At 68.0% G+C, this 21666-nt stretch carries 20 protein-coding genes and 5 pseudogenes; 11 read left to right on the forward strand and 14 right to left on the reverse strand.

Annotated elements, in window-relative coordinates; translation table 11 throughout:
* Nucleotides 1-153: 153 nt before the first annotated feature.
* The 4 genes and pseudogenes from ABZY44_RS25155 to ABZY44_RS25170 all read right to left on the reverse strand — a co-directional run bounded on the left by ABZY44_RS25155 (nucleotide 154) and on the right by ABZY44_RS25170 (nucleotide 2778).
* A pseudogene (locus ABZY44_RS25155) lies at nucleotides 154-907 on the reverse strand (transposase family protein).
* Between the two features lie 321 nt (nucleotides 908-1228).
* A complete protein-coding gene (locus tag ABZY44_RS25160; protein WP_356657499.1) occupies nucleotides 1229-1585 on the reverse strand; it encodes a hypothetical protein in 357 nt (118 codons plus the stop codon).
* Nucleotides 1575-1850, reverse strand: a complete 276-nt coding sequence (locus ABZY44_RS25165) for a hypothetical protein (protein WP_356657501.1) — start codon at nucleotides 1848-1850, stop codon at nucleotides 1575-1577. The genes ABZY44_RS25160 and ABZY44_RS25165 overlap by 11 nt, the downstream gene beginning before the upstream one ends.
* Nucleotides 1851-2478: 628 nt before the next feature.
* Nucleotides 2479-2778, reverse strand: a complete 300-nt coding sequence (locus ABZY44_RS25170; protein ID WP_356657503.1) for a hypothetical protein — start codon at nucleotides 2776-2778, stop codon at nucleotides 2479-2481.
* A gap of 706 nt (nucleotides 2779-3484) precedes the next feature.
* Between ABZY44_RS25170 and ABZY44_RS25175 the strand changes: the two genes are divergently transcribed.
* Entirely contained in the window at nucleotides 3485-4855 is a 1371-nt protein-coding gene (locus ABZY44_RS25175; protein ID WP_356657505.1) for a histidine kinase, read from the forward strand.
* Between the two features lie 7 nt (nucleotides 4856-4862).
* A complete protein-coding gene (locus ABZY44_RS25180) occupies nucleotides 4863-5540 on the forward strand; it encodes a response regulator transcription factor (RefSeq protein WP_356657507.1) in 678 nt (225 codons plus the stop codon).
* Nucleotides 5541-5576: 36 nt separating this feature from the next.
* On the opposite strand, the pseudogene ABZY44_RS25185 reads toward ABZY44_RS25180, so the two are convergent.
* A pseudogene (locus ABZY44_RS25185) lies at nucleotides 5577-6221 on the reverse strand (phosphatase PAP2 family protein); the annotation flags it as partial.
* A gap of 655 nt (nucleotides 6222-6876) precedes the next feature.
* Between ABZY44_RS25185 and ABZY44_RS25190 the strand changes: the two are divergent.
* Together ABZY44_RS25190 and ABZY44_RS25195 are read left to right on the forward strand one after the other, a co-directional pair.
* Nucleotides 6877-7038 carry a hypothetical protein gene (locus ABZY44_RS25190; protein ID WP_356657509.1) on the forward strand — a complete coding sequence of 54 codons (162 nt, stop codon included), beginning with the start codon at nucleotides 6877-6879 and terminating at the stop codon, nucleotides 7036-7038.
* Nucleotides 7039-7042: 4 nt separating this feature from the next.
* Nucleotides 7043-7204: a hypothetical protein gene (locus tag ABZY44_RS25195; RefSeq protein WP_356657511.1), complete on the forward strand. Its 162-nt coding sequence runs from the start codon at nucleotides 7043-7045 to the stop codon at nucleotides 7202-7204.
* A 78-nt stretch (nucleotides 7205-7282) separates the two neighbouring features.
* On the opposite strand, the gene ABZY44_RS25200 is transcribed toward ABZY44_RS25195, so the two are convergent.
* The 4 genes and pseudogenes from ABZY44_RS25200 to ABZY44_RS25215 all read right to left on the reverse strand — a co-directional run bounded on the left by ABZY44_RS25200 (nucleotide 7283) and on the right by ABZY44_RS25215 (nucleotide 10221).
* Entirely contained in the window at nucleotides 7283-8107 is an 825-nt protein-coding gene (locus ABZY44_RS25200) for a PRC and DUF2382 domain-containing protein (RefSeq protein WP_356657513.1), read from the reverse strand.
* Between the two features lie 173 nt (nucleotides 8108-8280).
* Nucleotides 8281-8496, reverse strand: a pseudogene (locus tag ABZY44_RS25205) (helix-turn-helix domain-containing protein); the annotation flags it as partial.
* Nucleotides 8497-8851: 355 nt separating this feature from the next.
* Nucleotides 8852-9709 (reverse strand): Scr1 family TA system antitoxin-like transcriptional regulator, encoded by an 858-nt coding sequence (locus ABZY44_RS25210; protein WP_356657515.1) that lies wholly within the window; start codon nucleotides 9707-9709, stop codon nucleotides 8852-8854.
* A 311-nt stretch (nucleotides 9710-10020) separates the two neighbouring features.
* Complete coding sequence (locus tag ABZY44_RS25215) at nucleotides 10021-10221, reverse strand: hypothetical protein (protein ID WP_356657517.1); 201 nt, start codon at nucleotides 10219-10221, stop codon at nucleotides 10021-10023.
* Nucleotides 10222-10421: 200 nt separating this feature from the next.
* Between ABZY44_RS25215 and ABZY44_RS25220 the strand changes: the two genes are divergently transcribed.
* Both ABZY44_RS25220 and ABZY44_RS25225 read left to right on the forward strand, forming a co-directional pair.
* Complete coding sequence (locus ABZY44_RS25220; RefSeq protein WP_356657519.1) at nucleotides 10422-10697, forward strand: isoamylase early set domain-containing protein; 276 nt, start codon at nucleotides 10422-10424, stop codon at nucleotides 10695-10697.
* A 229-nt stretch (nucleotides 10698-10926) separates the two neighbouring features.
* Nucleotides 10927-11130: a hypothetical protein gene (locus ABZY44_RS25225; RefSeq protein WP_356657521.1), complete on the forward strand. Its 204-nt coding sequence runs from the start codon at nucleotides 10927-10929 to the stop codon at nucleotides 11128-11130.
* A 1075-nt stretch (nucleotides 11131-12205) separates the two neighbouring features.
* On the opposite strand, the gene ABZY44_RS25230 is transcribed toward ABZY44_RS25225, so the two are convergent.
* On the reverse strand, nucleotides 12206-12616 hold the full coding sequence (locus ABZY44_RS25230; protein ID WP_356657523.1) for a hypothetical protein: 411 nt from the start codon (nucleotides 12614-12616) through the stop codon (nucleotides 12206-12208).
* 305 nt (nucleotides 12617-12921) lie between these two features.
* Here ABZY44_RS25230 and ABZY44_RS25235 point away from each other — a divergent pair, with 305 nt between their 5' ends.
* The 5 genes and pseudogenes from ABZY44_RS25235 to ABZY44_RS25255 all read left to right on the forward strand — a co-directional run.
* Nucleotides 12922-13497, forward strand: coding sequence for a terminal protein (locus tag ABZY44_RS25235; RefSeq protein WP_356657525.1), 576 nt, complete (start codon nucleotides 12922-12924; stop codon nucleotides 13495-13497).
* Between the two features lie 391 nt (nucleotides 13498-13888).
* Entirely contained in the window at nucleotides 13889-14200 is a 312-nt protein-coding gene (locus tag ABZY44_RS25240) for a trypco2 family protein (protein WP_356657527.1), read from the forward strand.
* A 136-nt stretch (nucleotides 14201-14336) separates the two neighbouring features.
* A complete protein-coding gene (locus ABZY44_RS25245) occupies nucleotides 14337-16922 on the forward strand; it encodes a HEAT repeat domain-containing protein (protein ID WP_356657529.1) in 2586 nt (861 codons plus the stop codon).
* A complete protein-coding gene (locus tag ABZY44_RS25250) occupies nucleotides 16919-17116 on the forward strand; it encodes a hypothetical protein (protein ID WP_356657531.1) in 198 nt (65 codons plus the stop codon). Before ABZY44_RS25245 ends, ABZY44_RS25250 begins: the two co-directional genes overlap by 4 nt.
* Nucleotides 17076-17613 (forward strand): annotated as a pseudogene (locus tag ABZY44_RS25255) (hypothetical protein); the annotation flags it as partial. The gene ABZY44_RS25250 and the pseudogene ABZY44_RS25255, both read left to right, overlap by 41 nt.
* On the opposite strand, the gene ABZY44_RS25260 reads toward ABZY44_RS25255, so the two are convergent.
* From ABZY44_RS25260 to ABZY44_RS25275, 4 genes and pseudogenes are all read right to left on the reverse strand, one after another.
* Nucleotides 17552-17866, reverse strand: coding sequence for a hypothetical protein (locus ABZY44_RS25260; protein WP_356657533.1), 315 nt, complete (start codon nucleotides 17864-17866; stop codon nucleotides 17552-17554). The pseudogene ABZY44_RS25255 and the gene ABZY44_RS25260 sit on opposite strands and share 62 nt — an antisense overlap.
* A gap of 44 nt (nucleotides 17867-17910) precedes the next feature.
* Complete coding sequence (locus ABZY44_RS25265) at nucleotides 17911-18996, reverse strand: integrase core domain-containing protein (protein ID WP_356657535.1); 1086 nt, start codon at nucleotides 18994-18996, stop codon at nucleotides 17911-17913.
* A gap of 201 nt (nucleotides 18997-19197) precedes the next feature.
* Nucleotides 19198-19335 (reverse strand): annotated as a pseudogene (locus ABZY44_RS25270) (ATP-binding protein); the annotation flags it as partial.
* A 222-nt stretch (nucleotides 19336-19557) separates the two neighbouring features.
* Entirely contained in the window at nucleotides 19558-20097 is a 540-nt protein-coding gene (locus ABZY44_RS25275; protein WP_356657537.1) for a hypothetical protein, read from the reverse strand.
* Nucleotides 20098-21666: the final 1569 nt, after the last annotated feature.

Here is a 21666-nt window from a genome sequence, read left to right on the forward strand (position 1 = left end):
CAGCACATGGTTGCCCGCGTGCTCTGATTGAAGTTCCCCCTGAACCTGGACAACGGGTGGTTACGCTGCGGGGGTGAGGTCGTGGGTCGCCAGGGCTCTGGTTTCGAGTGGGGTGACGTAGCCGTATACGGGGTGCTTGAGCCTTTTCCAACCTCATGTTGAGGCGTGGTGGAGGACGAGGACGGCCTTCACGATGTCGGTGATCCGGTTGGTGGTGCAGCGGAGCTTTCGGAGCAGGCGCCAGCCCTTCAGGACGGCCATGGCCTGCTCGCCGACGCACCGGATCTTGGCGTGGCTGCTGTTGTGACGTCGCTTCCACCGCTTGAGCCGGCGGCCCCGGAAGGGGACTCGGATGTGTCGGCCCGCGCCTTGGTAGGCCTTGTCCGCCCAGCACTTCAGTCCTGAGGCGGCGAGCGCGTCGACGATGCCATGGTGTCGGGCCGCGGTCAGGTCGTGGGTGGCTCCGGGCAGGGCCGGGGAAGCCCAGAGCAGTCGGCCGAACGGGTCGGTGAGGACCTGGACGTTCATGCCGTGCCGCTTGCGTTTGCCCGAGTAGTAGGGGGTGTCGGCGGCGATCCGGTCGATCGGCAGCAGCGTGCCGTCCAGGATCACGAACGCTTTTGTCCGGGCCGTCTCCATCGCGTTGGCCAGGGTCGGTGCGAGAGCGGCCGGACTTCGATGGCCTCGTGTATGTACCGGTAGACGGTCGCGATACCGATTGCGAACCCGGCGGCAAGCTGGGCGTAGGTGTCGCCGCACCGCAGATGGCCAAGGCAAGCAAGGCTTGACGGCCTGCCAGCAGCCGTCGCCACCGGGTACCGATCTCCCATCGCCGGACTGCGAGCCGCTCGGCCAGGTGCCGCAAGGTACTGCTGGACAGATCGATCGACGACGGGTAGACAAGCACGCGAAGCTCCTGGCGGACACGGGTGATCTGGTCGAGAACCCGTCTACCAGGAGCTTCGTCATTCCGTACAGCCCCTGACTCGCAACAACCACCCTGCAGCGCCGTCAGGTTGGAAAACGCTCATTCGCTGGAATGCGTGGTCGTTGCCGCTGCATCAGACAGCATATCAGCCCCGCCAAGCAGAGCTTGGCGGGGCTGATATCTCTATTGAAGACTTCTTTTCGTCAACCGCTTGGTGAATCTGGCCGCTGGCAAGAAGTCCACGTTATGGAAATCGATACCGGAATTAATGGAACGATCCGGCGAGAGGGATAAATCGGGCTATTCCAACTTACCGAGAGTTCCCTGCGGTCCCTCTGTCACGACCGCACGGAGCGCCTCGACAATGGCGACCACTCCAGCCTTTGGGACGATCACGAGATCAGAACGCTGAAAGAAGACACCACCGCCATACTCGCCTGTTTTTCTCCATCGATTCATCACCACTTCGATCGCGCCAACAGTCATGAAAGTTCCACTCCAGCTAGTACCGTCCGGAAGTCGCAACTCGACGTCAACGTTGTCTACCGATTCCACCCGGTCGTCGGCGCCGAGCAGGAACAGTGCAGTGAATTCAGGTTCCCTGACGACATGATAGATGTCGTCGTCTTCCGTGAATTCGAAGTGCTCACTGTCCATAGAGTTCCTTCAGCCTCCTGATCACTTTGGGTTCGCTATCCTTCGCCTTACCCGACTTGCCGACAATCTGTATACCGCCATCAACATTCCGAAAGAAAAGCCGCCCGCCGTTTCTCCCTCGAGCGTAGGACACGTCTGTGCCTTCCAGTGTCTTACTTCCCGTACCCGGCTTCATATTCCCATTGGAAAGCTGTTCGAACAGGTGGTCAAAATCTCGTTGCACATCCTGATTCCTCCCTGCCCTTTGCGCCTCTTTGGTCAGCATTGAATCCTGGCCAATGACAGACGACATTGTCGGGCCGTGACCCGACACCGCCGGGGTGCGTTAGCCCGGTGGCGCCGCGCATGCTGTCCGGCCGGGCTCGTCCCGATCCCGCTGCCCCCCGCCGACCTCGAAGAGCACTCGGCCTGATCGTTGCCCCCGCTACCCCCTGCCTGTCGTCGAGCCGTTCTCCGAAGCCCTCGCCGAGGCCGGGCAGTCCGCCGCCTTCGCGATGCCCCTGTTCTTCTCCGTCGCCGACACCGCACACCGCGCCGCCCACCAGGCCCGCCAAGGCGGAGAGGACGAACTCGGCGAGGACGCCGCCAAAGCTCGCGCAGAGCTAGTAGTAGGCGGGGGCGGCGGCGGGATTCTTGGCGAAGCCGGCGCAGCGGGTCGCCGCGGTGACAAGTCAGGGAGGTTGACGATTCGGCGATGCACGCGTCTCGGGTTGTCAACGAACGGCGTCACTGAGCTGTCCGATAGAAGCCACAGGCCATCGCAGGCCTGAGGGTGTTTCAGGCAGGCTGCGCACCTGGCGGTGTATCTCGCGGTATGGGAGCGTGGAGGCCGTTATGTCGGATGGGGACGATCCGAGATAACGGTCAGGCTCTGGCTTCTGTGCAGTGGCTGATCAGGTGGTGGGTTCCTTGAATCCGTTGGCTTTCATGCAGGCGTCGTCGAGGCCGATGAGGCTGATCTTTGTGCCGCCTGCGCCTTCGACACCCTCCCAGTATTCGACGACGAGTCGCCAGCCGCGTTGTTCGAAGCCGTCTCTGGCGTTGAATGTTTTTCCGGTGGTCTTGTCCTTGCGTTCCTCGCGCTTCTGGGTTGTGTCCAGCCGCGGTTGCGTAGTTCGCGCAGCACTGATTCGTACCGTGTCATGTCGACCTTGGTGGTCTTGTCCTCGAAGCCCGCGAAGGCGGCACCGCATGTCAGGCGTGAGCCGGCGGGTGCGTCTGTGTACCCGCGGGCGTACTCCGGGGCGTTGTCCGGAACGCCGGCGGCCGCGGCTGCATCGGCTAGGTCTGTGGTGACGAAGGCCTTCGGGAGTGGCCCGGTGCCCTCGGGCCGGGGTGCGACCGGCACTGAGGTGTTCCCGGTAGTGCTGGCGGTGTTCGGGAGCAGCCCGGTGTCCTCGGGCACGGGTGCGGTCGACACTGAGGTCTTCCCCGTGGTGCTGGTGGTGTTCGTGCCGCAGCTGGTGGCTCCGAGCCCGATGACGAACACGTACCTTCGGCCGCAGGTGGGCACGGGGCACGTCTGCCGAGCAGCCATCGCGCGATCCAGCGCCCACTCCTGCGCGAGCGTAGGGACCCGCTTCGGCCGGGCGAGGCTCGAGTCGTAGAGCCAGCCGCGGGTGGAGTGGACTGCAGGACTTCCCTGTCAAGTTCTTCTGTTCAGCCCCCGTGTGCGAGTAGGACTCACTTCGCCTCAGGAGCTTGGCCGTGTCTGGCTCCCTCAAAGCTGCGGTGCTTGCCGGTTACCGGCGCAGATTGGACTTTCGGCAGTGTCGGACGGCTCCCGATGTCCGTACCGTCGCTTCCGTGGACAGTATGGTGATCGTTAGTGGAACTCCGACCGGGACGGCTGTTTCCCGGCAGACTCTTGATCCAGGGAGCCTTCTGACAGCGGGCGCTATGACGGCCGCCGGCCTGAGCATGGTGAACCAGTGGTGGGCTGTCCCGACTGCCATCGCCGCGTTCCTGGCCGGGCGGCGGCCTGGTCGGATGGCGCCGACCGTGCTCGCTCTGGTCGGGCTTCTCTCGGCCGGCGTGGTGGCATTGTCCGTCGTGCCTGCCTGGCTGCCGTTGGCCAGCCGATTTGTGACAGTGGTGGTCGTCGCCACGATGCTGCCCTGGTTCACGGGCCGGTTCTGGTGCCACTATCAGCAGCTTGTCCGGGCCGGTTGGGAGCGTGCTGGGCAACTGCGGCGCGAGCAGGAGCTGGTCGCTGAGCAAGCCAGGCTCCGCGAGCGGGCGCGTATAGCGCAAGACATGCATGACGTACTGGGCCATGACCTCAGCCTGATCGCCCTGTCGGCCGGTGCTCTGAAACTCGCGCCGGGCCTTGAAGAGCACCATCGAAGGGCCGCAGGTGACATCAGGGCCAAGGCGGCGGCCTCAGTGGAGCGTCTCGGCGAGGTGATCGGTGTCCTGCGGGAGGAGACCGGTGATGCGCTGACGGGCCCTGACGGCGCCAGTCTTGCAGGCCTGATCGCAGAGGCGTCGGCGGCCGGGCTCGCCGTGAAGTTTCGCGCCGACGGCAAGTCGGACGACCTGCCACCGGTGGTCGAGCGGGCGGTTCATCGGGTCGTGCAGGAAGGCTTGACCAACGTTGCCAAGCACGCGCCCGGCGCGACGGCGACCGTCCAAGTGACGCATTCGGCAACGGAGTCGGAAGTCGTCGTGGAGAACGGCCCGCCAACGTCTGCGGTCAACCTTCAGCCCCAGATCCGGCCCCGGAGCGGGGGGCATGGCCTCATCGGTCTCGAAGAACGGGTGCGGTTGGCCGGCGGTTCGTTCGACCATGGTCCGCGCGGCGGGGGCTTTGCCGTCGCCGCGCGGATCCCGCACGCGCCCTCGTCACCGCCGCCACGGCTCCTCGCGCCCGAGGTCCCCCGGGCCGGCAACGAGTTGCCGCAGGAACATCGCCGTGCTCGGCGGCGGGTCGGCCGGGCACTGGTGTCTGCGGTCATTGTGCCCCTGGTGACTGGAGCGGTGCTGAGCGGAGCGCTCATCGGGTGGGAGATGCTGTCGGCGTCCCGATCGGTTCTGGAACCTGGTGACTTCGCCCGCCTGCGAGTGGGGCAAGATCGTTCTGAGGTGGAGCGTTTCCTGCCGGACCGGCAGACGAACTACCGACCGCTGACGGCCGAGCCGACAGGAGACGGCATAACGTGCGAGTACTACGCGATAACGGCCGACCGATTCGACGACAGGTCCGGGGACGCGTACCGGCTCTGCTTCCGGGACGGCATCCTGGTGTCCCGAGACGTGCTCACCCCGTGAGGGTCCGATGATCCGGGTGCTGATCGCTGACGACGAGCCGATGATCCGGGCTGGAGTACGCGCCGTTCTCGCCTCGGATCCGGGCATCGAGGTCGTCGCCGAGGCCGGTGACGGGCGCGAGGCCGTGGAACTGGTCCGGCGTCACCGCCCTGCGGTGGCTGTGCTGGACATCCGTATGCCGGGGATGAACGGCATCGACGCGGCAGCGGAGATCCGCAGCACTTCGCCCGGCACGGGCGTCGTCATGCTGACGACATTCGGTGAGGACGACTACATCCTGCGGGCACTCGGTGGTGGCGCGGCCGGCTTCCTGATCAAGTCGGGCGAACCGGAAGAACTGATCACCGGGGTCCGGGCGGTGGCCGACGGCGCCGCCTACCTGTCACCGAAGGTCGCGGCCCGGGTCGTCGCTCACCTTGCCGCGACGGGCGCGGGCGCCCTGGCCGGTCGGCGCTCCGTCGCTCGCTCCCGAGTCGGCTCCCTGACCGTCCGGGAACGGCAGGTACTGGCCCTCCTCGGCACGGGACTGTCCAACGGGCAGATCGCCCGGCGGTTGCATGTGGTGGAGGGGACGGTGAAGGCCCATGTGAGTTCCGTTCTGGCGAGACTGGGGGTGGATAACCGGGCTGCTGCCGCAGTCGTTGCCCACGAGGCCGGGATCGTTCCTCCGCCATCCCAGACGTGATGCCGCCCGCTGGGTCAGTTGCAGGAACGTGAGCAGTACGGCCACCACCACAGTGGCGCCAAGGACCGCGCCGGCGAGCACATCGTGCGGGTAGTGGACCCCCACCAACACGCGCAGCAGCGCGGCGGCCCCGGCCAGCGGCAGTGTGGCTGCGGCAAGGCGCGGCCGAAGCACGGCCAGGCCGACGGCCAGCCCGGCGGCCAAGGTGGCGTGGTTGCTCGGGAAGGACCAGTCTCCCGCGCCGGGACACTCCGCAATGAGGTCGGCCCCCATGCGCAGCGCGCGGCAAGGTCGCTCCTCGTCCACCACCAGCTTCACTGCTTCGCTCACCGCGTAGGCCGCGACGGTGCCGAGACCGGTCAAAACGGATCCGGCGGCCCCTCTTGAGTCTTTGCGGCGGATAGCTGTCCACCACGTCCAGGCCAGCAACATTCCTAGAATCACCAGCGTGCCCTCGGTGGCGACTTCCAGCAGCGGGCCCAGCCATGAGGGCGCATCTGTCACCGCCCGTGTCACCGACCGGTACGCAGACGCCGATGCTCCTCCAGTGACCTGGACGGCATCACCTTCACCCAGCCCACCTGGGGAAAGCCAGACGACCGCTCCCGCCCCCACACCCAGAACGCCCAAAGCGCCAAGCAGCCGACCAGCTCTGATCTTCTCTCGCGGTTCTTGTTCCATGGGGCCTGAACGTAGAAGCGGGGACGACCGGAAACCCGAGCCGATCGGCAACAGTGGCCCCTGCCGATCGTCAGGGTTGACGGCTCTGAAAACCTCACCCACAGCACCGGACGGCCATCTTGATCGCGGCCCCGAAGTGCGATGGGCTCGGGGTGAGCTGAGGGCGTGCCACGCCTCTCCGACTTCGGAGATCTCGCCGCCCCAGCCTGAACCACTACACAGCCCACCGAGGGGATGACTCAGAGGACCTGGTGAGATAGGAGCAGACCCTGCGCTTCAGCCCTCTCAGGTTATGGATTCCGGAACGGGATGACCGTCAGCTGCCTTGCGGAGATTGTCAGCATTGAGTCGCAGACGCTTGGCGATCTTGACGGGTGAGTACGCGGCCAACTGGTCGATCTCGTCGGCCCGCTGCCGCATCTGGCTTGCATGGGCGTCGGTGCGGACCGTGTTGCCGCCGCCGGAGCCGAGCAGCAGCTGCAGATGTCCGGCCCGTGGCCGGGGCTCGACGTCGCGCCGACGCGGGAGGCCGCCCGCGAGCGGGCCGGGGCCCGGAGCGGCCCCGCGGCCCCGCCGCGCGCGAAACCGCTCCCGCGCCCGGTGCCGACGGGGCGCCGGGGGAGTGCGGGACGCCCCTGTTGGGCAGGTCGGGCCCGTGAACGAGAACGAGTCCCGCCTGCAGGCGATCGCCGCCCTCACGGGGCTGCCCGCAGGGGTCGGGCCGGAGTGCATCTCCGGCCAGCCCGGCGGCGTGACCCCGACCGGTTCCTGGTGCTGGTGGACGCGGACCCCGCAGAGGTCGGCCAGTTCGTGCTGAACAGTTGTCGGGACCGGTCAACTCCCTGATCAACGGTTCCATCCTGGTCTTCGAGGTCGTGGCCGACTCCTACGACGAGACGGATCCGAAGATGCCAACCGAGAAGATTATCCAGGCCCAGGCCCAGGCCCTGCGCCTGGCCCAGGAGCCGACGGACCCCGACTGAACCGCGACGGGCACACGAGGGCGCCGGCCCCGCAGGAGTGCGGGGCCGGCGCTCGTCGTGCCGTGCTGCGGGGGCGCGTCAGCGGCGCGGGCCGCCCCGGCCGTCGCCGCGACGGGTGTCCCGGCCTTCCTTGCCGTCCTCGAAGCGGACCTGCTCCTTGCGCACGGCGTCGGAGACCTCCTGCTGCTCGGTGACCTTCTCGGTCTCCAGGCGCACGCGCTCGACGGGTACGGTCTCCTTGCGGGTCACCGCGCGCTCCGCGTGCAGGGTCACCTCGGTCTCCGCCTCGCCGATGTCGCCCCGGACGCGCTCGCCCCCGCGGATCGGCTCGCGCACGACCCGGACCTCCTCGTGGGTGACCGGGACAGTAGTGGTGACGTTCTCGGTGACGACGACCTTCTTCAGGCGGGCGCGGCCGACTTCCTCATTGGCGGTGCCCACGCGCAGCCGCTCCTCGGAGCGGATCATCTCCTCCGTGCCGCGGCCCTCGCCCCGGTCGTCGACGTACGTGCCGGTGGCGATTCCGGGCGCGTCCACAGCAGTCCGCTTGGCCTTCCCGTTCCCGTTGCCGTTTCCGTTCGAGCCGGACAGGCCGTAGTGCTGGTAGAGCCTGCGCTCCTCGTCGGCGTCCAGGTGCTGGTCGGCGTCCACGCGCGGGGCGTCCTTCACGACGTCCTTGGCGTGCGGGACGAGCAGGGCCTCACCGTCGCTGCGCGCACCCGCCAGGGGGACGAACGACTCCTTCATGCCGAACAGGCCCGTCTTGACGGTGACCCACTCGGGCCGGCCCGTCGCGTCGTCGCGGTACACTTGGCCGACGCTGCCGATCTTCTCCCCGTCGGCGTCGTAGGCCGTCAGGCTGACCAGCTGCTCGGTGCTCAGGAACCCGTTTCCAGCGCTCATCGGTACATCCTCCAGTGCGGTACGGCACGTAGCGCGCGGCGACCTCGGTGTCCCGCGCTCACCCCGTGCCCCTCCCCACACCGCCCCATCAGGCGTTTCCCCGCAACCGGTACGGCGCGCACGGAGGACACCGGCCGCCCCGGGGCCCAGTGACACCACCGCGCAGCGCTCCCTCACGCACCGCGTCCGCCCGGCTCCGAACGAACCACCCCGCAGCCGTCCCGGGCGGCGGCGTCCCGCACCCCGTCCGCCTCCGGCACCCCGCCCTCCCGCACCCCGTCGCCGGACTCCCAGCGCAGCAGGTCTCCGGGCTGGCAGTCGAGTACGTCGCAGAGCGCGGCGAGCGTCGCGAAGCGCACGGCCCCGCCCGAACCGTCCCGGAGACCGGCCGATGCCCGTGCTCTGCCGCCGACGCCGCTACCCCTCCGACACCACCGTCGTCGACCATGAGGTCCCGCTCGTCGCCGGTGACGTCGTCCAGGGCCCGCTGGAGCGCCGCGCCCGCGTCCTCGTCGAGTTTCCCGCTGACGCCGGCCAAGACCGAACTGCCGCAGTACTGGACGTCCATGGTGATCAATGCATTCTCCTCCCGCCGGGGCAACAGGGGGCCCTCGGGCTCCCGGCGTTCCCCCGCACGCGTGTGAGGCTCGCTGAAGCTCCGGTATCAACCCGGCCCGGTACGGATCAACGCCTGCCCGAGTGAGACATTTGATCGATGCTGGCTCAGCGAGGGGTGATGCCCTGCTACCCGATGTGGATGGGTGTGGCGCGGGTGATGAACTGGCGGGTGCTGTCCGGGTTCCGAGCCTGGGCCTGCACGTGGTCGTACAGGACCCTGTAGCGCTCGACGTCGCATCGTCTCTCCAGGTAGAGGTCGCTGGTGAACCGTTCCCGGTACACCGCCCCTGCCCCGGGAGCGTCCGCGAAGTGGAGGAGGGAGAACTGCCCCGAGATGCCCGGGTGGGCCCCCACGTCGTGTGGGAGGACCTGCACGGTGATGTACGGCTGGGTGCTGAGGTAGTTCAGGTGCTCCAGCTGTTCGCGCACGATGGCGGAGCTGCCGACCACACGACGCAGTGCCGATTCGTCGAGCATCACCCATAGTCGCGCGGGGCGGGCCGGGTGGTGGAACCGGTGCTGACGGCGCAGCCGTACCTCAAGGCACGTGGCGATCTGTTCCGGCGTGGCCTGCGGGATCGTTTCGGCGATGACCGCAGCCGCGTAGGCGGGGGTTTGCAGGAGGCCGGGGATCACCAGGGGTTCGTAGGTGCGGATGGAGGCGGCTTCCGTTTCCAGGCGGATGTAGACGGCGTAGGGGACTTCGCCGAAGGCGATCCACCAGCCCTGCCGGTCCGATTCACCGGCCATCCGCATCAACGTGTCGATGACCTGCTGGTCGGTGACTCCGTAGAGGCCGCACAGGTCCCGCACATCGCGGGGCCTGATGACGCGGCGGCCGTTCTCCAGGTGACTGATCTTGGGCTGGGAGATCAGCAGTCGCTCTGCCACCTGCGTACTCGTCAGGCCACGGGCCAGACGGAGCCGGCGCAGCTCCGCGCCCAGCCGGCGTCTTCTGACGGTGGGGTTTCCGTTCACCGCCACGGGCGCTCTACCTCCGGCCGGGGACCCTCTGCCAGCCGCGGTGATGCCAGGGCCGGGCCCAGGCGAACGTGTTCGCCGTGCAGAAATGATCAACGAGTGTTTCTGCACGGCGTTACCTGGCGCGAGTCGGGCTCACCCGGGTAGCCGTCGACGAGCAGCCGGCTGTGCGGCCCTTCCCTTCTTTTTCCGGGTCGCTCGCCGGAGGCGGAGCGGGCTGGCCTGTCGGTCGGCTGTGGGCGGGACGTGACAGAGCTCGGCCGGGTGACTACGGTCCCGACCGGGCTCTGCGTGCGTGGGGTGCTGCCCCTGCTTTAGAGCTCGTCGTCGCGCAGGTCGCGCTCGTCGTGGAGCGGGTTGTCCTCGGGGCGCCGCGAGGTCTCCTCGGGGCTCTTGCTACGGGACGACTGGCCCGGCTGCTGGGGGTGGACCGGGTCCTGGACGGGTCGCTGCGGGCGCTCCTGCTCCTCGCGGCCCTTGCCCGGCTCCTGGCGCTTGTCCTGCGTACCGCCCATGCGACTCATCTTGATGCGAGGGTGAGGAATTCCTCGCCCCCACACTCACGGACAGTTACCGTCAGCAGCATTTCGGCTACGGATCGTGGCGCAAGGGTGACGTCGGGAACCGGAGTGGCTGCGTCGGAATGCGGACCGCGTCTCCGCTGCCGAGGATGAGCGGGATCCCCCCTCCCGCCTGATGTTAGGAGTGCACCGCCATGCTGGAACGCAAGCCACGCAGGGACCGCACCGAGGTCACCTTCGTATTGCCCGCCGACACCCCGCCCGGGCCGGTCAGTGTGGTGGGCGATTTCAATGACTGGCAGCCCGGCACCCACACGCTCACGCCGCGCAGCGACGGCACCCGGGCGGTCACCGTCGCCCTGCCCGGCAAGAGCGAGCACTCCTTCCGCTACCTCGCGGCCGGCGACTACTGGTTCGACGAGGAGAGCGCCGATAGCCACGACGGCCTCAACAGCCGCGTACTCACCTGAACAGCCCAACCAGCGTGACCTGCGGGGAGCCGTATGCGTTGAGAGCGGCGACACGTGCCCCCGGCCCTTCGCTCCCCCCGGGCCGGAATCCGTGTGACGGCGGCCCCTGCCTCGCCCCCCGGCGGCAGGGGCCGTCGTCGTTCCCGGCCCTGCCGCCTTCATGGCATCGGTTCATGACGGAACGGTCACGCGCCGCCACATCGGTTGCCCGAGTTCGTTGGACCCGGGTATGGAGCAGAAAACCGTTTCGCCTCCGGAGCGAGCCGGATTTGCCCGGCTGGCCGAGGAGTTCTGGCAGGTGTCCGACGCGCCGATCTACGACGCTGTCGAGCGTCAGTGGCTCGCCGAGGGCCGGGAGGTGCCCCGCCGTCCGGGCTTGGCGTCGGGTGCCCGGCGCCCACTGAATACCGGAGACTTGTTCCACCGGGCCTGAAAACCACACCTTCAGTCCGGCGCGTACAGCCGCTTGCGCAGGTACAGCAGGACCGCGGTGTCCGCGACGGCGGCCGAAGTGGCCAGCAGGGCGCGGATGCGGGCGTCGTCGCCCACGGACCGCCCGCACGATGTTCTCGATCACCTCTCGGGCGCGGGGGTCCATACCCGCCGAACCGGCCGCATAGGGGCCATGGCCGGCCTGGTCGCCGAGGACTCGTCGGGGCCCCGTGCGCTGCCGTCATATCATCCCCAAGGGATCGCAGTAGTCCCAGGTCACCACCGCCGTGAAACGGCGGGGCAGACCGCGCTACGATCACGCTCGGCCCGCCGACGGTCATCGAGAGGCCGGGTGGGGCCTGTACGGGGGTCAGGCCGTCCGCCCGTTACCTCCCGGCCTCGGCGCGGCTCAAACGGACAGAGGCCGGGCTCAATCCTCTTTTCCCGCCAGGACACGGTCAGCCGCATAGTGCGGGCAAGACAACACATGCCACGTCACCGTCAGCCGGCACCCGGCCGCAACTGCGACCGTACGCGCCTGGCCATCGGTCGGGCCCGCCGCGCAGTACGAGCACACGACGGTCTCTGCCCTCAACTCAGCCGTCATCCTCCAGATCCTGCCCCGCCGACGCGGACGTGACGAGAGGGCCGCGCCGATCGCTGCGGGCATCCGCTGGCCAACTGGAAATCAACGTGGCCAAGTAAGGATCAACGTCTCACGGAGTGTGACCGCTCACGATTGTTGGCGGGCGTGGTCCGATGTCCCCGCAGGTCGCCGGAAACTGTTCATCGCCGTTGGCGGGTTCTGTTCGCGTTAGGTGGCGGTTTGGTGCCGTCGGTCGGGTGTGAGCATGCGGCGACCCGCCCCGCCACCCTCGCCTGAATCGGAGTGCCTGTTTCTGAACCTGAGCTCAGCAGGTCAAGGGCCGCGAGTCCGAATGGGTGCTTTGCGCAAGCGTTTGGGGAGCGGTCACCGTGACTACTCCCCAAACGCTTGCGCAAGGCCCGTGCTGCGGGACTCCGCGGCAGGCCACCGGGTAGGGCTGACCGGCGTCGGAGCGCCCGGCTCGGGACATCTACAGGTGTGAACAGCCCCCGCGGGAACAGATCACGCCGTCCAGCGGTTCCATGTTCTCGTCGTACATCATGATGCCGACCTGTACGACGCCGCCCGGGAGCGGAATCCGCATTGATCCGCCCCAGGGCTGGTTCGGCCCGCCCGCGTACGCCCACGGGCTGCAGGGGAATTCGTCCGACACCGCGTCGCCGTTGAGCCCAACGGCGCAGACCTTGCGTCGGCCGCTCGCGGCGTGGACGACGCCGGACACGCTGGCGGTGTACCCGTCGGTGAAGCTGACCGTTCCGGTGGCGGTGCTGGCGCCGAAGGCAAAGCTGTAGGGCTTGGACACGGGGGCGGCTTGCGCCGGTGCGGCGAAACCGATGGCCGCCATCAAGGCCACCACCATCACCGTCAAGAGCTTGCGCATGGCTCTTCCTTTCCTCGGACGAACATGGCGGTGCCCGGACGACCGGGTGGAACGCTCGTCGTCCGCCGGAAGAAGCCAATCAGCAACCCACGGACCCTCCTAGAGCGGGAAGTAGCCACAAGTTCAGCAGAAGACCGAGCCGAGCAGGAGTTCCTGGAACGTCCGGTGATCACTCGGCGACCCCGCCCGCCATCTTTCGTGAACACCCGCCAACTATCGCGAGCAGTCGCACCCGGCTCCGAAAGCCGACTTGGGAGCGGCAGCCTGGCCTCTGTCCACAGGGGCACCGTGGCGTCCTTGGTGACATGAGCGATCACGAGCAGCAGCCGGCCCCGCGCCACGGCAAGGTCCTGGAGGCCCTCGCGCGGGCGGAGCGGAAGGTCTTCACCCGGCCCGTGCCGCAGTCAGCCAATGCACGGGTGAAATTCCTCCTCACGCGGATGACGGAGTCAGCGAGGAGCCTGGCGGAGCGTGTGGGCACCTCGACCCGCACGATCGAGCGCTACCGTGCCGGGAAGCTGAAGAAGCCGCAGAAGCGGCTCCAGGCAGCTCTGGTGGAAGCGACCGAATCCGAATGGCAACCGCAGGTCAGAGCGCAGGCGTCCACCTCCAGGGGGATGATGGTGGAGGTGACGGCGTACTTCGGATTCACCTGCACGGGCAGCTCGGATGACGGACGCGAGCGCCAGATCACCACGGACATTTCGCCCATCTACGTGAAACAGATCCTGGAGCTCCAGGCAGCCGGTGCGACGGAGGAGGAGCTGCGTCGGATCGTCGCCGAGGCCATCACGGAGTCGTATTTCACGGAATGGGGCACACGGGCGGATGGTCTCCGCGCTGATTTCACCGCCGTGTCGTCAATCTCTTTCCGGTTCTGACCCAGCTGAATTCTGAACCTGCTGTAAACCAAATCTTGAGCCGAAGCACGATAGCTGTCACCAAGGCAGGCTTGTTGTCACCAAGATCCCCGGCGCGTGGTGGTGGCGGTCACCGTTCATGTCCTGTCGCAGTCCAGCTGGCGGATTCGCACCCGGTCTCATCCGAGCTGCCACGTTCCGCTGAGTGAGCTGACCGCGTCCTGGCACGGACGGCGGCTGCGCCGCCGCCTTGCTAGCCGCGGGACCAGCGCCCGGGCCAGTACCAGAACCTCGCGTTACGCGGCCGCCGGTTTCCGGCGGGTGGGCAAACTGGCGGTTGCGGCCTCCTTGTGTGTGGCGGTTGCCCTACGGTGAACTCCGCAGCGTTATCAATGAGGTTGAGGGGTGGTTGATGGTGTCGGAACCGTGGGCGGAGCTGGGTGAGGCGGTCGGTGCGATCCGTGCTCAGTTGCAGCAGGCCATGGAGGAGGGTGCCGGCAAGGCATTGGCGTTCCGTGCGGGGCCGGTGGAGCTGGAGTTCAGCGTCGAGGTCCGCAAGGAGGCCGGGGCCACGGCGAAGGTGTTCGTGCTGCCGTGGTCGGCGGAGGCCCGTGGTACGGCCGGCTCCGGCATGGTTCACCGGATCAAGCTCACGCTGCAGCCGGTCGATGATGCGGGCGCGGACGCGCGCATCCACGCCCAGACCGCACAGCGGCCCTTGTGAGCGACGCAGCCGTCGGACTCACTGACCGTAAGGGGTAGGGATGGATCAGGCTCGGGTCGTTGAGGTATGGGCTCCCGGCGCCGGGCAGGCGGGCACCGGGCGGGTAGGTACGGGGTATCTACTGACCGCCCGTCTGGTGCTGACGTCCTACCACGTGGTGCAGGACGTGGCGCCGGGCGGGCGGGTCGAGGTCCGGCCTCTGGAAGTCCCGCAGCGCACCGGGTGGCTGGCAGCGGCGTGGTGTTGGCCGCACGAGCCGGTAGACCTGGATGCCGCACCGAACCATGATGCTGCGTTGCTGGTGATCGACGGCCCGGACCGGGCGTGCCCATCGACCGGAACGGTCCGCTTCGGGCGGATCACTGGCCAGGACAAGGTCCCCTGCATGGGATTGGGCTTCCCCGACGCAGAGGCACGTCCCGGCAGCCGACGCGACACCATGCCGGTGCGCGGCCACGTGGACGCCCTGCACGCGCGCAGATCGGGAATGCTGACCGTGCACGTCGACGAGGGTGTCGTGCCCCGCCGACTCGCCGGCGAGTCGGGCTGGGCGGGCAGTTCGGGCACGGCGGTGTTCTGCGGGTCCCTGCTCGTCGGGGTACTGGCCACCGATCGCCCTGTCGCGCAGGACGCCAGTGTGCTGGGAGCGGTCCCCGTGACGGCCCTGGCCGAGCTGCCGGGCTTCCGTGACACCCTGGCCGCGCATGGGATCGGCCTGCGGCTGGAACACGCCAGTCCGGCAGCCCGGCATCTGGCGGACTATCTGGCCGCTGCGCACCGCGCGGCCAGCGAGCACCCCTATGCCGGTGTCCTGCCCGGCGCCGCGCCCCCGCTGGCCACGGTCTACCTGCGTCAGGAAGTCCGCCGACTGGATAACGACGCTGCCGACAGCGACCGCGAAGCCCATGCCGCCGTCACCGCGAGGGCAACGGGAGCCGACGTTGTCCTAGCCGACCCGCCGACCTGTGTGGTTGTGGCCGGGCCGGGGGGCGGCAAGTCCAGCCTGCTGCGCACCCGTATGGCCGAGGGCGCCGCACGCTTTCTCAACGGCTCCGGCGGAGCGGCCCTCCCGATCCTGGTTCCCGCCGCCGCCCTGACCGCTGAACTGCCCCTGCAACGCGCACTGGCAAAAGCCGTGACAGCCGCTCTCACCCACCACGGTCTGCGCGACGGCATCCCTCCGGAGCTTTTCGCTGCCGCCCCACAGCCGGGCATGCGCTGGCTGGTACTCATCGACGGGTTGGACGAGGTCACCGACCCGGCGGCGCGTTACCGAGTCCTGACGAGGATCGCCAGCGTCTCCGACGGCGACGACAAGGACCTGTACCGGTTCGTGATCGCCACCCGCCCCTTGCCGGACGGCACACTGGACACGCTCGGCGCCGACGTGCCTCGTTACGACCTTCAGCCCTTCAGCGACGACGACCTGCCGCAGGTTGCCAGCGGCTGGTTCCGGGCCGCAGGCCTGCCGGACCCTGACGCTGCCGCCGAGGGCTTCGTCCTGGCACTGGACCGCAGCCGCCTTTTGGCGCTCGCCCGGGTACCGCTTATGGCCGCGATGCTCTGCCAGCTCCACGCCGCCGCCCCCGAGCAGCCCCTGCCCGCCGGACGCGCGGGCATCTACGACAGCTTCACCACATTGCTGCACAAACGCCACTACACCGCCGACGCGTCAGGCAGCCCCTCCCGCCTGCTCGCAGGTGTGGACCGCTACGGACCCGCCGCCTCCGCACAGGCCGAGATCATCCTGGACCAGCTCGAGGACATCACCGGCCATCTCGCAGCCGAACGTCAACAGGCCGAAAACAGCCGGCCCGCCGTGGACATCGTGCAGTCCCACCCCAGTGCCAAGCGGCCGGACCGGGTACCCGCCGACGACTGGAACGCGTTCCTCAGCACTGCTCTGCGCGGCAGCGGCCAGCTCATCGCCCAAGCCGGCGACCTCGTCTTCCTCCACCAGACCATTCAGGAACACCTCGCCGCCCGCCACCTCATGAACAACCGGCGCACCGGAGCCCAAGTCCTCCGCCGTGTCTTTCACGAGCCATACAGATACTGGCCCTCGGACCGCGGACTCGGCATCGCGCCGCGGATATGGGGGAGTAGGTACTGGATGCCCCCGCGTGAGAATCCCTCCTACGTCGGGTTCCTCCTCGACGCCGCACACCACAGCGGCCTCACCGCAGGCCGCCGGTACCTCAGCCGTCTGGCCCGCTCCGGACTCGAAGGCTGCGACTTCATCATCGAGCTCGCCAACCTGGGTACCGCTCTCCCGGACGAGACCATCCACTTCACCGCGAACCGCCTGTATCGCCTCGCCCAAAACGCTCTCCTGGAGGGCGACGACCGCGTGGCCGCCGCTGAGTCTCTGGCGGAACTCGGCGACCCGCGTGCCGCCGACCTCCTTCATGGTCTGGCTCACGACACCACCCTGGAGAGTGACGACCGTATGCAGGCCGCCGAGGCCCTGGCCGAATTCGGCGACCCCCGCGCCGCTGACCCTCTCCACGCCTTTGCCCACGACACCACCCTGAACTGGGGCGGCCGCGTGGACGCCGCTGGGTCTCTGGCGGAACTCGGCGACCCACGTGCCGCCGACCTCCTTTATGGTCTGGCTCACGACACCACCCTGGAAAGGCGCTACCGCGCGCAGGCCGCCGAGATCCTGGCAGAACTCGGCGACCCCCGCGCCGCTGGCCCAGCGCCGCCGTTGGGTCATTGAGCGGACGATGTCCTGGCTGTCCCGGCTGCTGGCGCCTGAGCCCCCGCTACGAGCGCAAAGCCAGCCGCTTCTACAACAACGCGGAGTGGGAACGCCTCGCCCAGCTGCTCGCCGACGCGGCGCCGGGCACCGTCTACGACCCGGACGCCGACGTTGTGGTGGTCGGGCACCGGCGCCGCCACGGACGACGTTGACCGCTGCTTGGCAGGCGTTCCTCCGCCGCTTCGACGTGGAGCACACCTTCCGCCTCCTCAAGCAGACCCTTGGCTGGACCCGCCCGAAGGTGCGGGACTCGCGGGCCGCCGATCGCTGGACCTGGCTCGTCCTGGCCGCGCACGCTCAGCTTCGCCTCGCCCGCCCCCTCGCACAGGATCTGCGCCGGCCGTGGGAACGGCCAGCGGAACCGAACAGACTCACCCCCGCCCGGGTCCGCCGCGGGTTCAGGAACCTGCGCGCGAAGACGGGCACGCCAGCCAGTGCGCCAAAACCCACCCGCCGCGGCCCAGGCCGACCGCTCGGCTCGAAGAACCGGCGGCCCGCCACCCGTTACGACGTCGGACGCGTCCTCGCCACCGGCGAGGCATACAGTCGCCCAACCCACCATCAAAGGGGAACAAAGCCCAGACGTGTCACGACTGACGCAACAACGCGGCAGGCGGATCTCGCCCATCCAGTACATCAACCCACGTGACTACAGACTGAGACGGATCAACACCCAGCAGGAACACCGTCTCCGCTTCACGTTCCAGTGCGATGACCCACGGCGATGGCGTCCCATCCGGAGCAGTCAACACATAGTTGCGGCAGATCCCGTGAACGGGCAGGCTCGAGATCGAGTCCGAGATCGGGTCTCCCGGATGTGAGTCCCGCAGCAGGGCAACTATCTCGCCAACGAGATCAGGACAGACATCCACCAGGCGCAACAGGTTCTTCTCGGGACTCATGCGGGACTCCATGCCTGTAGGGCTCGGAAAGTCATCGCTGCAGTTCATGCCGCATAGCGGTACTCGTTGATGATGCCGCCGAGGACGCGGGTGCGCAGGAGCCTGCGCCCGTCGAAGCGGCGGACAGGGGCAGGCTGCGCACTCACATCGGGTGGCCGCTGATCCCGAGCCCGATGAGGCCGATGCCCGTTGTAGTGATCCTGATATTCGGCCAGGACCCGTCGCGCGTGAGCCTCGTTCAGCACCAGAACATGATCCAGTACCTCACGGCGGACCGTGCCGATCACCCGCTCACAGTGGGCGTTCATACGGGGTGCTCGTGGGGCACTGAGCAGGACGTCCATGTCCTCGGACTCGAAGACGGCATCGAAGGACATCGTGTACTTGGCGTCTCGGTCCCGCAGCAGGAAGCGCAGGAACTCCACGCGGGTCCCGAGGTCGGTGGCGAGGTTGCGGGCCTGCTGCGTGGCCCACTGCCCGGTCGGATGCCGGGTCACCCCGGTGATGTGCAGCCTCCTGGTGCCGTGCTCGAGGAACGCCATGGCATACAGGCGCGTGCCCAGCACCGTGTCCACGTGGAAGAAGTCCGCCGAGATGATCCCCTCGGCCTGAGCAGTGAGGAAGTCCCGCCAACTCGGACCCGACCGGCGCGGGGCCGGATCGATGCCGGCCGCGTGCAGGATCTCCCAGACCGTGGACGGTGCGATCGAATGGCCCAACCGTACAAGTTCACCCTGGATCCGGCGGTGGCCCCACCGCGGATTCTCGCCCGCCAGCCGCAGCACCAGCTTCGTCAGCGCGGCAGCAGTCGGCGGCCTACCGGTACGACCGCGCCGGGCAGAGCAGTCCCACTTCCTCGCCATCAATCTGCGGTGCCAGGCCAACAGCGTCCCCGGCACAACCGGGAAGACCTCCGCCCAACGACGACGCGGGACCAGCGAAGACAACGCCGACAACCAGAACCGGTCGACCGGCTCATAGCGCACCGGACCAGTGATCTGACGCCGCAGCACCGCATTCTCGTGCCGCAGCACCAACAACTCGACATCCTTCGCCGTGTCCCGACGCACCAACACCCCTGGTATCGAGAGCAACGTGCGAGTAGCGCGGTACAGCAACGAAACGATCACCCGCGCATCATGCCAGCAACCCCACGAACACCACCTGACCAGCAACGATGATTTTTCGAGCCCCACAGGCTCCAGGGAAACTTTGCGACCTTCTCCAGCTCGATCAGCATCGTTCGATCATGCAGCATCCGAGTTCCTTCCGGAACCCGTGAAGTTTCGGCACTGCCTGGCACAGGTTCGCCGGAACATGTGCGCTTTGGAGAACGACTCGTTGGAGGCGATGGCGACGCTGTTCTTCTCCTCTCGTTCGGTCAGGACCTGGAAGAGGAGTTCGGCGCCGCGTCGGTCGAGTTCCATGTAGCCGAGTTCGTCGATGCAGAGGAGATCGACGCGGCCGTAGCTGTTGGACGACTCTCTGGGTGGTGATGAGAAGGGGTGACGGCGACACTTTCGTTGGGCACGGGCTGTGGTCGTGTCTGGAGTCGTGCTGTCTCTTCATCCGCGACGACACGGTGAAGACGAACGCGTTGTCGCTAGGTCATCTACAAACCGGCGTACGGGTTCGAGTCGGAGCCCAGGCACCGTCGCACGCTTCGTCAACCGCTGCGGATCATGGCCTCTTCACGGCCTCGACGGCACAAAGCCACGATCTGCTCGCCGGATCTCTGCGGATGTCAGGACGGCGTATGCGGCGCCGACGAAGAGCAAGCCTGGGATCGCGAACATGCTGCGCTGATCACTCTCCAGGACTGCCTCGTACTGGCTCTGGGTGATCTCTACCGTGCCGCGCGCATGCGGCGTTGTGTCGAGGGCGAAGTAGCGGCCGTCCTTTACCTCGGCCGACTGCAAGTTCCTCTCTGCGGCCATACTGACGATGATCATCGCGACGCCCGCCATGGCCAATGTCGCAAGCCCCAGCTGAACCTTGCTGGAGAGGCACCGGAAGGCCAGCCACATCGAGTGCCGGTCCGCGCGCGTCAAGAACATACGTACCCAGGCAGATATGAAGATCGGGAAGAGCAGCACGACAATCACTGGCATCAGCCACCTCGACCCGCTTATCGGCAAGGAACCAGGAAGCCAGGTGAGCGCGGCCAGCACCAACAGTGCGGTGCCCAGCGCGGTAGCGATTCCGCCGTGCAATTTGAATGTCCACCCCATAGTCCGCAGCTTGGCACAGGAACAGTTCCAAGTCGTTGCCGGACCCCGGCAACAATGGCCGTCCCCCAGGGGCGACAGGCGATCTGGATCTCTTCGTCCCGATACAGGTTGAGTGAAGGCGAGTTCGCCTTGAGTGACATGGTCCTTTGGTGTTTGGGCAGGCTGGCGGTACTTCGTCCGTGCTCGGTGCCGGAGCACATCGTGGCTGCGGAGGCTGCGGAGGCTGCGGAGGCTGCTGTGCTGATCGTGGACGCGGATGTGCTGTTGGTGGAACGGCAGCTGCGAGCCGGTCGGCTGGTGTGTCCCGTGTGTTCGTCTGTCCTGGCCCCGTGGGGTCATGGCCGGCCGCGGGAGATTCGGGGTGATCTTGGGGCCCGGCTGTTTCTGCGGCCACGCCGTACGCGTTGCTCGGACTGCAAGGTCACCCACGTGCTCTGGCGGAAGCATTTTGGCCGCGGCGGGCGGATGCGGCCGAGGTAATCGGGGCGGGGCTGGACATAGCCGCCCTGGGCATGGGCCACCGCCAGGTCGCCGCCCGTCTGGGCTTGGCCGAGGGCACGGTCCGTGGCTGGCTGCGGGCGTTCGCCGGGCGGGCGGAGGCCGTGCGCCGGCACTTCACCGTCGCTCTGGTCGCGCTCGCGGACGACCCGGTGATGCCGGATGCGGCGCCTTCGACGTTCGCCGACGCCGTCTCGGCGGTCGCGGCCGCCAGCAGACGTGGAACTGGGCCGTGCCGCTCGGCGCGGACCGCCCCGCCCCAGCGGCACCCGGCCCACCGCGACCGAACTCGAACTGCTGGGAAGCTCCTCGCCTCGGGGTGTCCCTGCGCACCGTCCGACGCCAGATGTCCGCCCTGATGGAGCGCCTCCACGCGACGAGCCGCTTCGAGGCCGGCCCCAGAGTGGCGCAGCAGGACCGTCTCCGGGCGGGGCAGGGTTTCGGTGGTGGCGCCGGGGACGGCTTCGGCGGTATCCCGGACCGGCATGTCTGCCAGCCGGGGTGGCGCGGCTGATTCGGCTGCTGCTCCTGGCCCTTGGCCACGATTCCCTCAACGCCGACCTGAGCCCACTGCCGCATCCTCCCCGCGCCTGACCTGGATCGGCGGTGGTCGGTGTCAGCGCCCCGGGGCGGCGGTGCCTGCCCTCCGGCGGCAGTCTGCACCGGGCGTGCGGGGCGGGCGCGATGATCCCGCGTGGGTTCCCGCAGCCGGAAGCAGCGCCACGGGCGGAGCGTCCGGGTGCGCCCGGTGCAGGCACGGGCGGGGCGCCCCCATGCGCGGCGGCGGCCTTGTGCGGCCGAGTGCGCCCTGGCGGGTTCGCGGTAGCTTGCTGCGCTCTGAAGGCTCGGGTCGGCTGCGGGGCGCGGGGGAGCCATGACGTCCCGGACACGCCGTACCGCCGCCACCGGTGGCCACCGCAGCGCCTGATGACACGTTGGTCCCGGCAACGGGGCATGTCTGTCAGGGCCGGGGGTCCTAGGGCCTGTGTGATGTCGTGATCATTCGGGAGCCTTCAGCAGGTCGTCGATCCAGATCATTGCGGCGCGGAGGTGGAGGCCGGCGAGGTAGCT

It is taken from the genome of Streptomyces sp. NPDC006544 (genome assembly GCF_040611715.1).
Lineage (GTDB): Bacteria > Actinomycetota > Actinomycetes > Streptomycetales > Streptomycetaceae > Streptomyces.

Bases quoted from the DNA above. Each gene is read 5' to 3' on its own strand.
- ABZY44_RS25160 (WP_356657499.1), bottom strand. From the start codon at position 1,585: ATGGACAGTGAGCACTTCGAATTCACGGAAGACGACGACATCTATCAT.
- ABZY44_RS25165 (WP_356657501.1), bottom strand. From the start codon at position 1,850: ATGCTGACCAAAGAGGCGCAAAGGGCAGGGAGGAATCAGGATGTGCAA.
- ABZY44_RS25170 (WP_356657503.1), bottom strand. From the start codon at position 2,778: ATGCGGTGCCGCCTTCGCGGGCTTCGAGGACAAGACCACCAAGGTCGA.
- ABZY44_RS25175 (WP_356657505.1), top strand. From the start codon at position 3,485: ATGACGGCCGCCGGCCTGAGCATGGTGAACCAGTGGTGGGCTGTCCCG.
- ABZY44_RS25180 (WP_356657507.1), top strand. From the start codon at position 4,863: ATGATCCGGGTGCTGATCGCTGACGACGAGCCGATGATCCGGGCTGGA.
- ABZY44_RS25200 (WP_356657513.1), bottom strand. From the start codon at position 8,107: ATGAGCGCTGGAAACGGGTTCCTGAGCACCGAGCAGCTGGTCAGCCTG.
- ABZY44_RS25215 (WP_356657517.1), bottom strand. From the start codon at position 10,221: ATGGGCGGTACGCAGGACAAGCGCCAGGAGCCGGGCAAGGGCCGCGAG.
- ABZY44_RS25220 (WP_356657519.1), top strand. From the start codon at position 10,422: ATGCTGGAACGCAAGCCACGCAGGGACCGCACCGAGGTCACCTTCGTA.
- ABZY44_RS25225 (WP_356657521.1), top strand. From the start codon at position 10,927: ATGGAGCAGAAAACCGTTTCGCCTCCGGAGCGAGCCGGATTTGCCCGG.
- ABZY44_RS25230 (WP_356657523.1), bottom strand. From the start codon at position 12,616: ATGCGCAAGCTCTTGACGGTGATGGTGGTGGCCTTGATGGCGGCCATC.
- ABZY44_RS25235 (WP_356657525.1), top strand. From the start codon at position 12,922: ATGAGCGATCACGAGCAGCAGCCGGCCCCGCGCCACGGCAAGGTCCTG.
- ABZY44_RS25240 (WP_356657527.1), top strand. From the start codon at position 13,889: ATGGTGTCGGAACCGTGGGCGGAGCTGGGTGAGGCGGTCGGTGCGATC.
- ABZY44_RS25260 (WP_356657533.1), bottom strand. From the start codon at position 17,866: ATGAGTCCCGAGAAGAACCTGTTGCGCCTGGTGGATGTCTGTCCTGAT.
- ABZY44_RS25275 (WP_356657537.1), bottom strand. From the start codon at position 20,097: ATGGGGTGGACATTCAAATTGCACGGCGGAATCGCTACCGCGCTGGGC.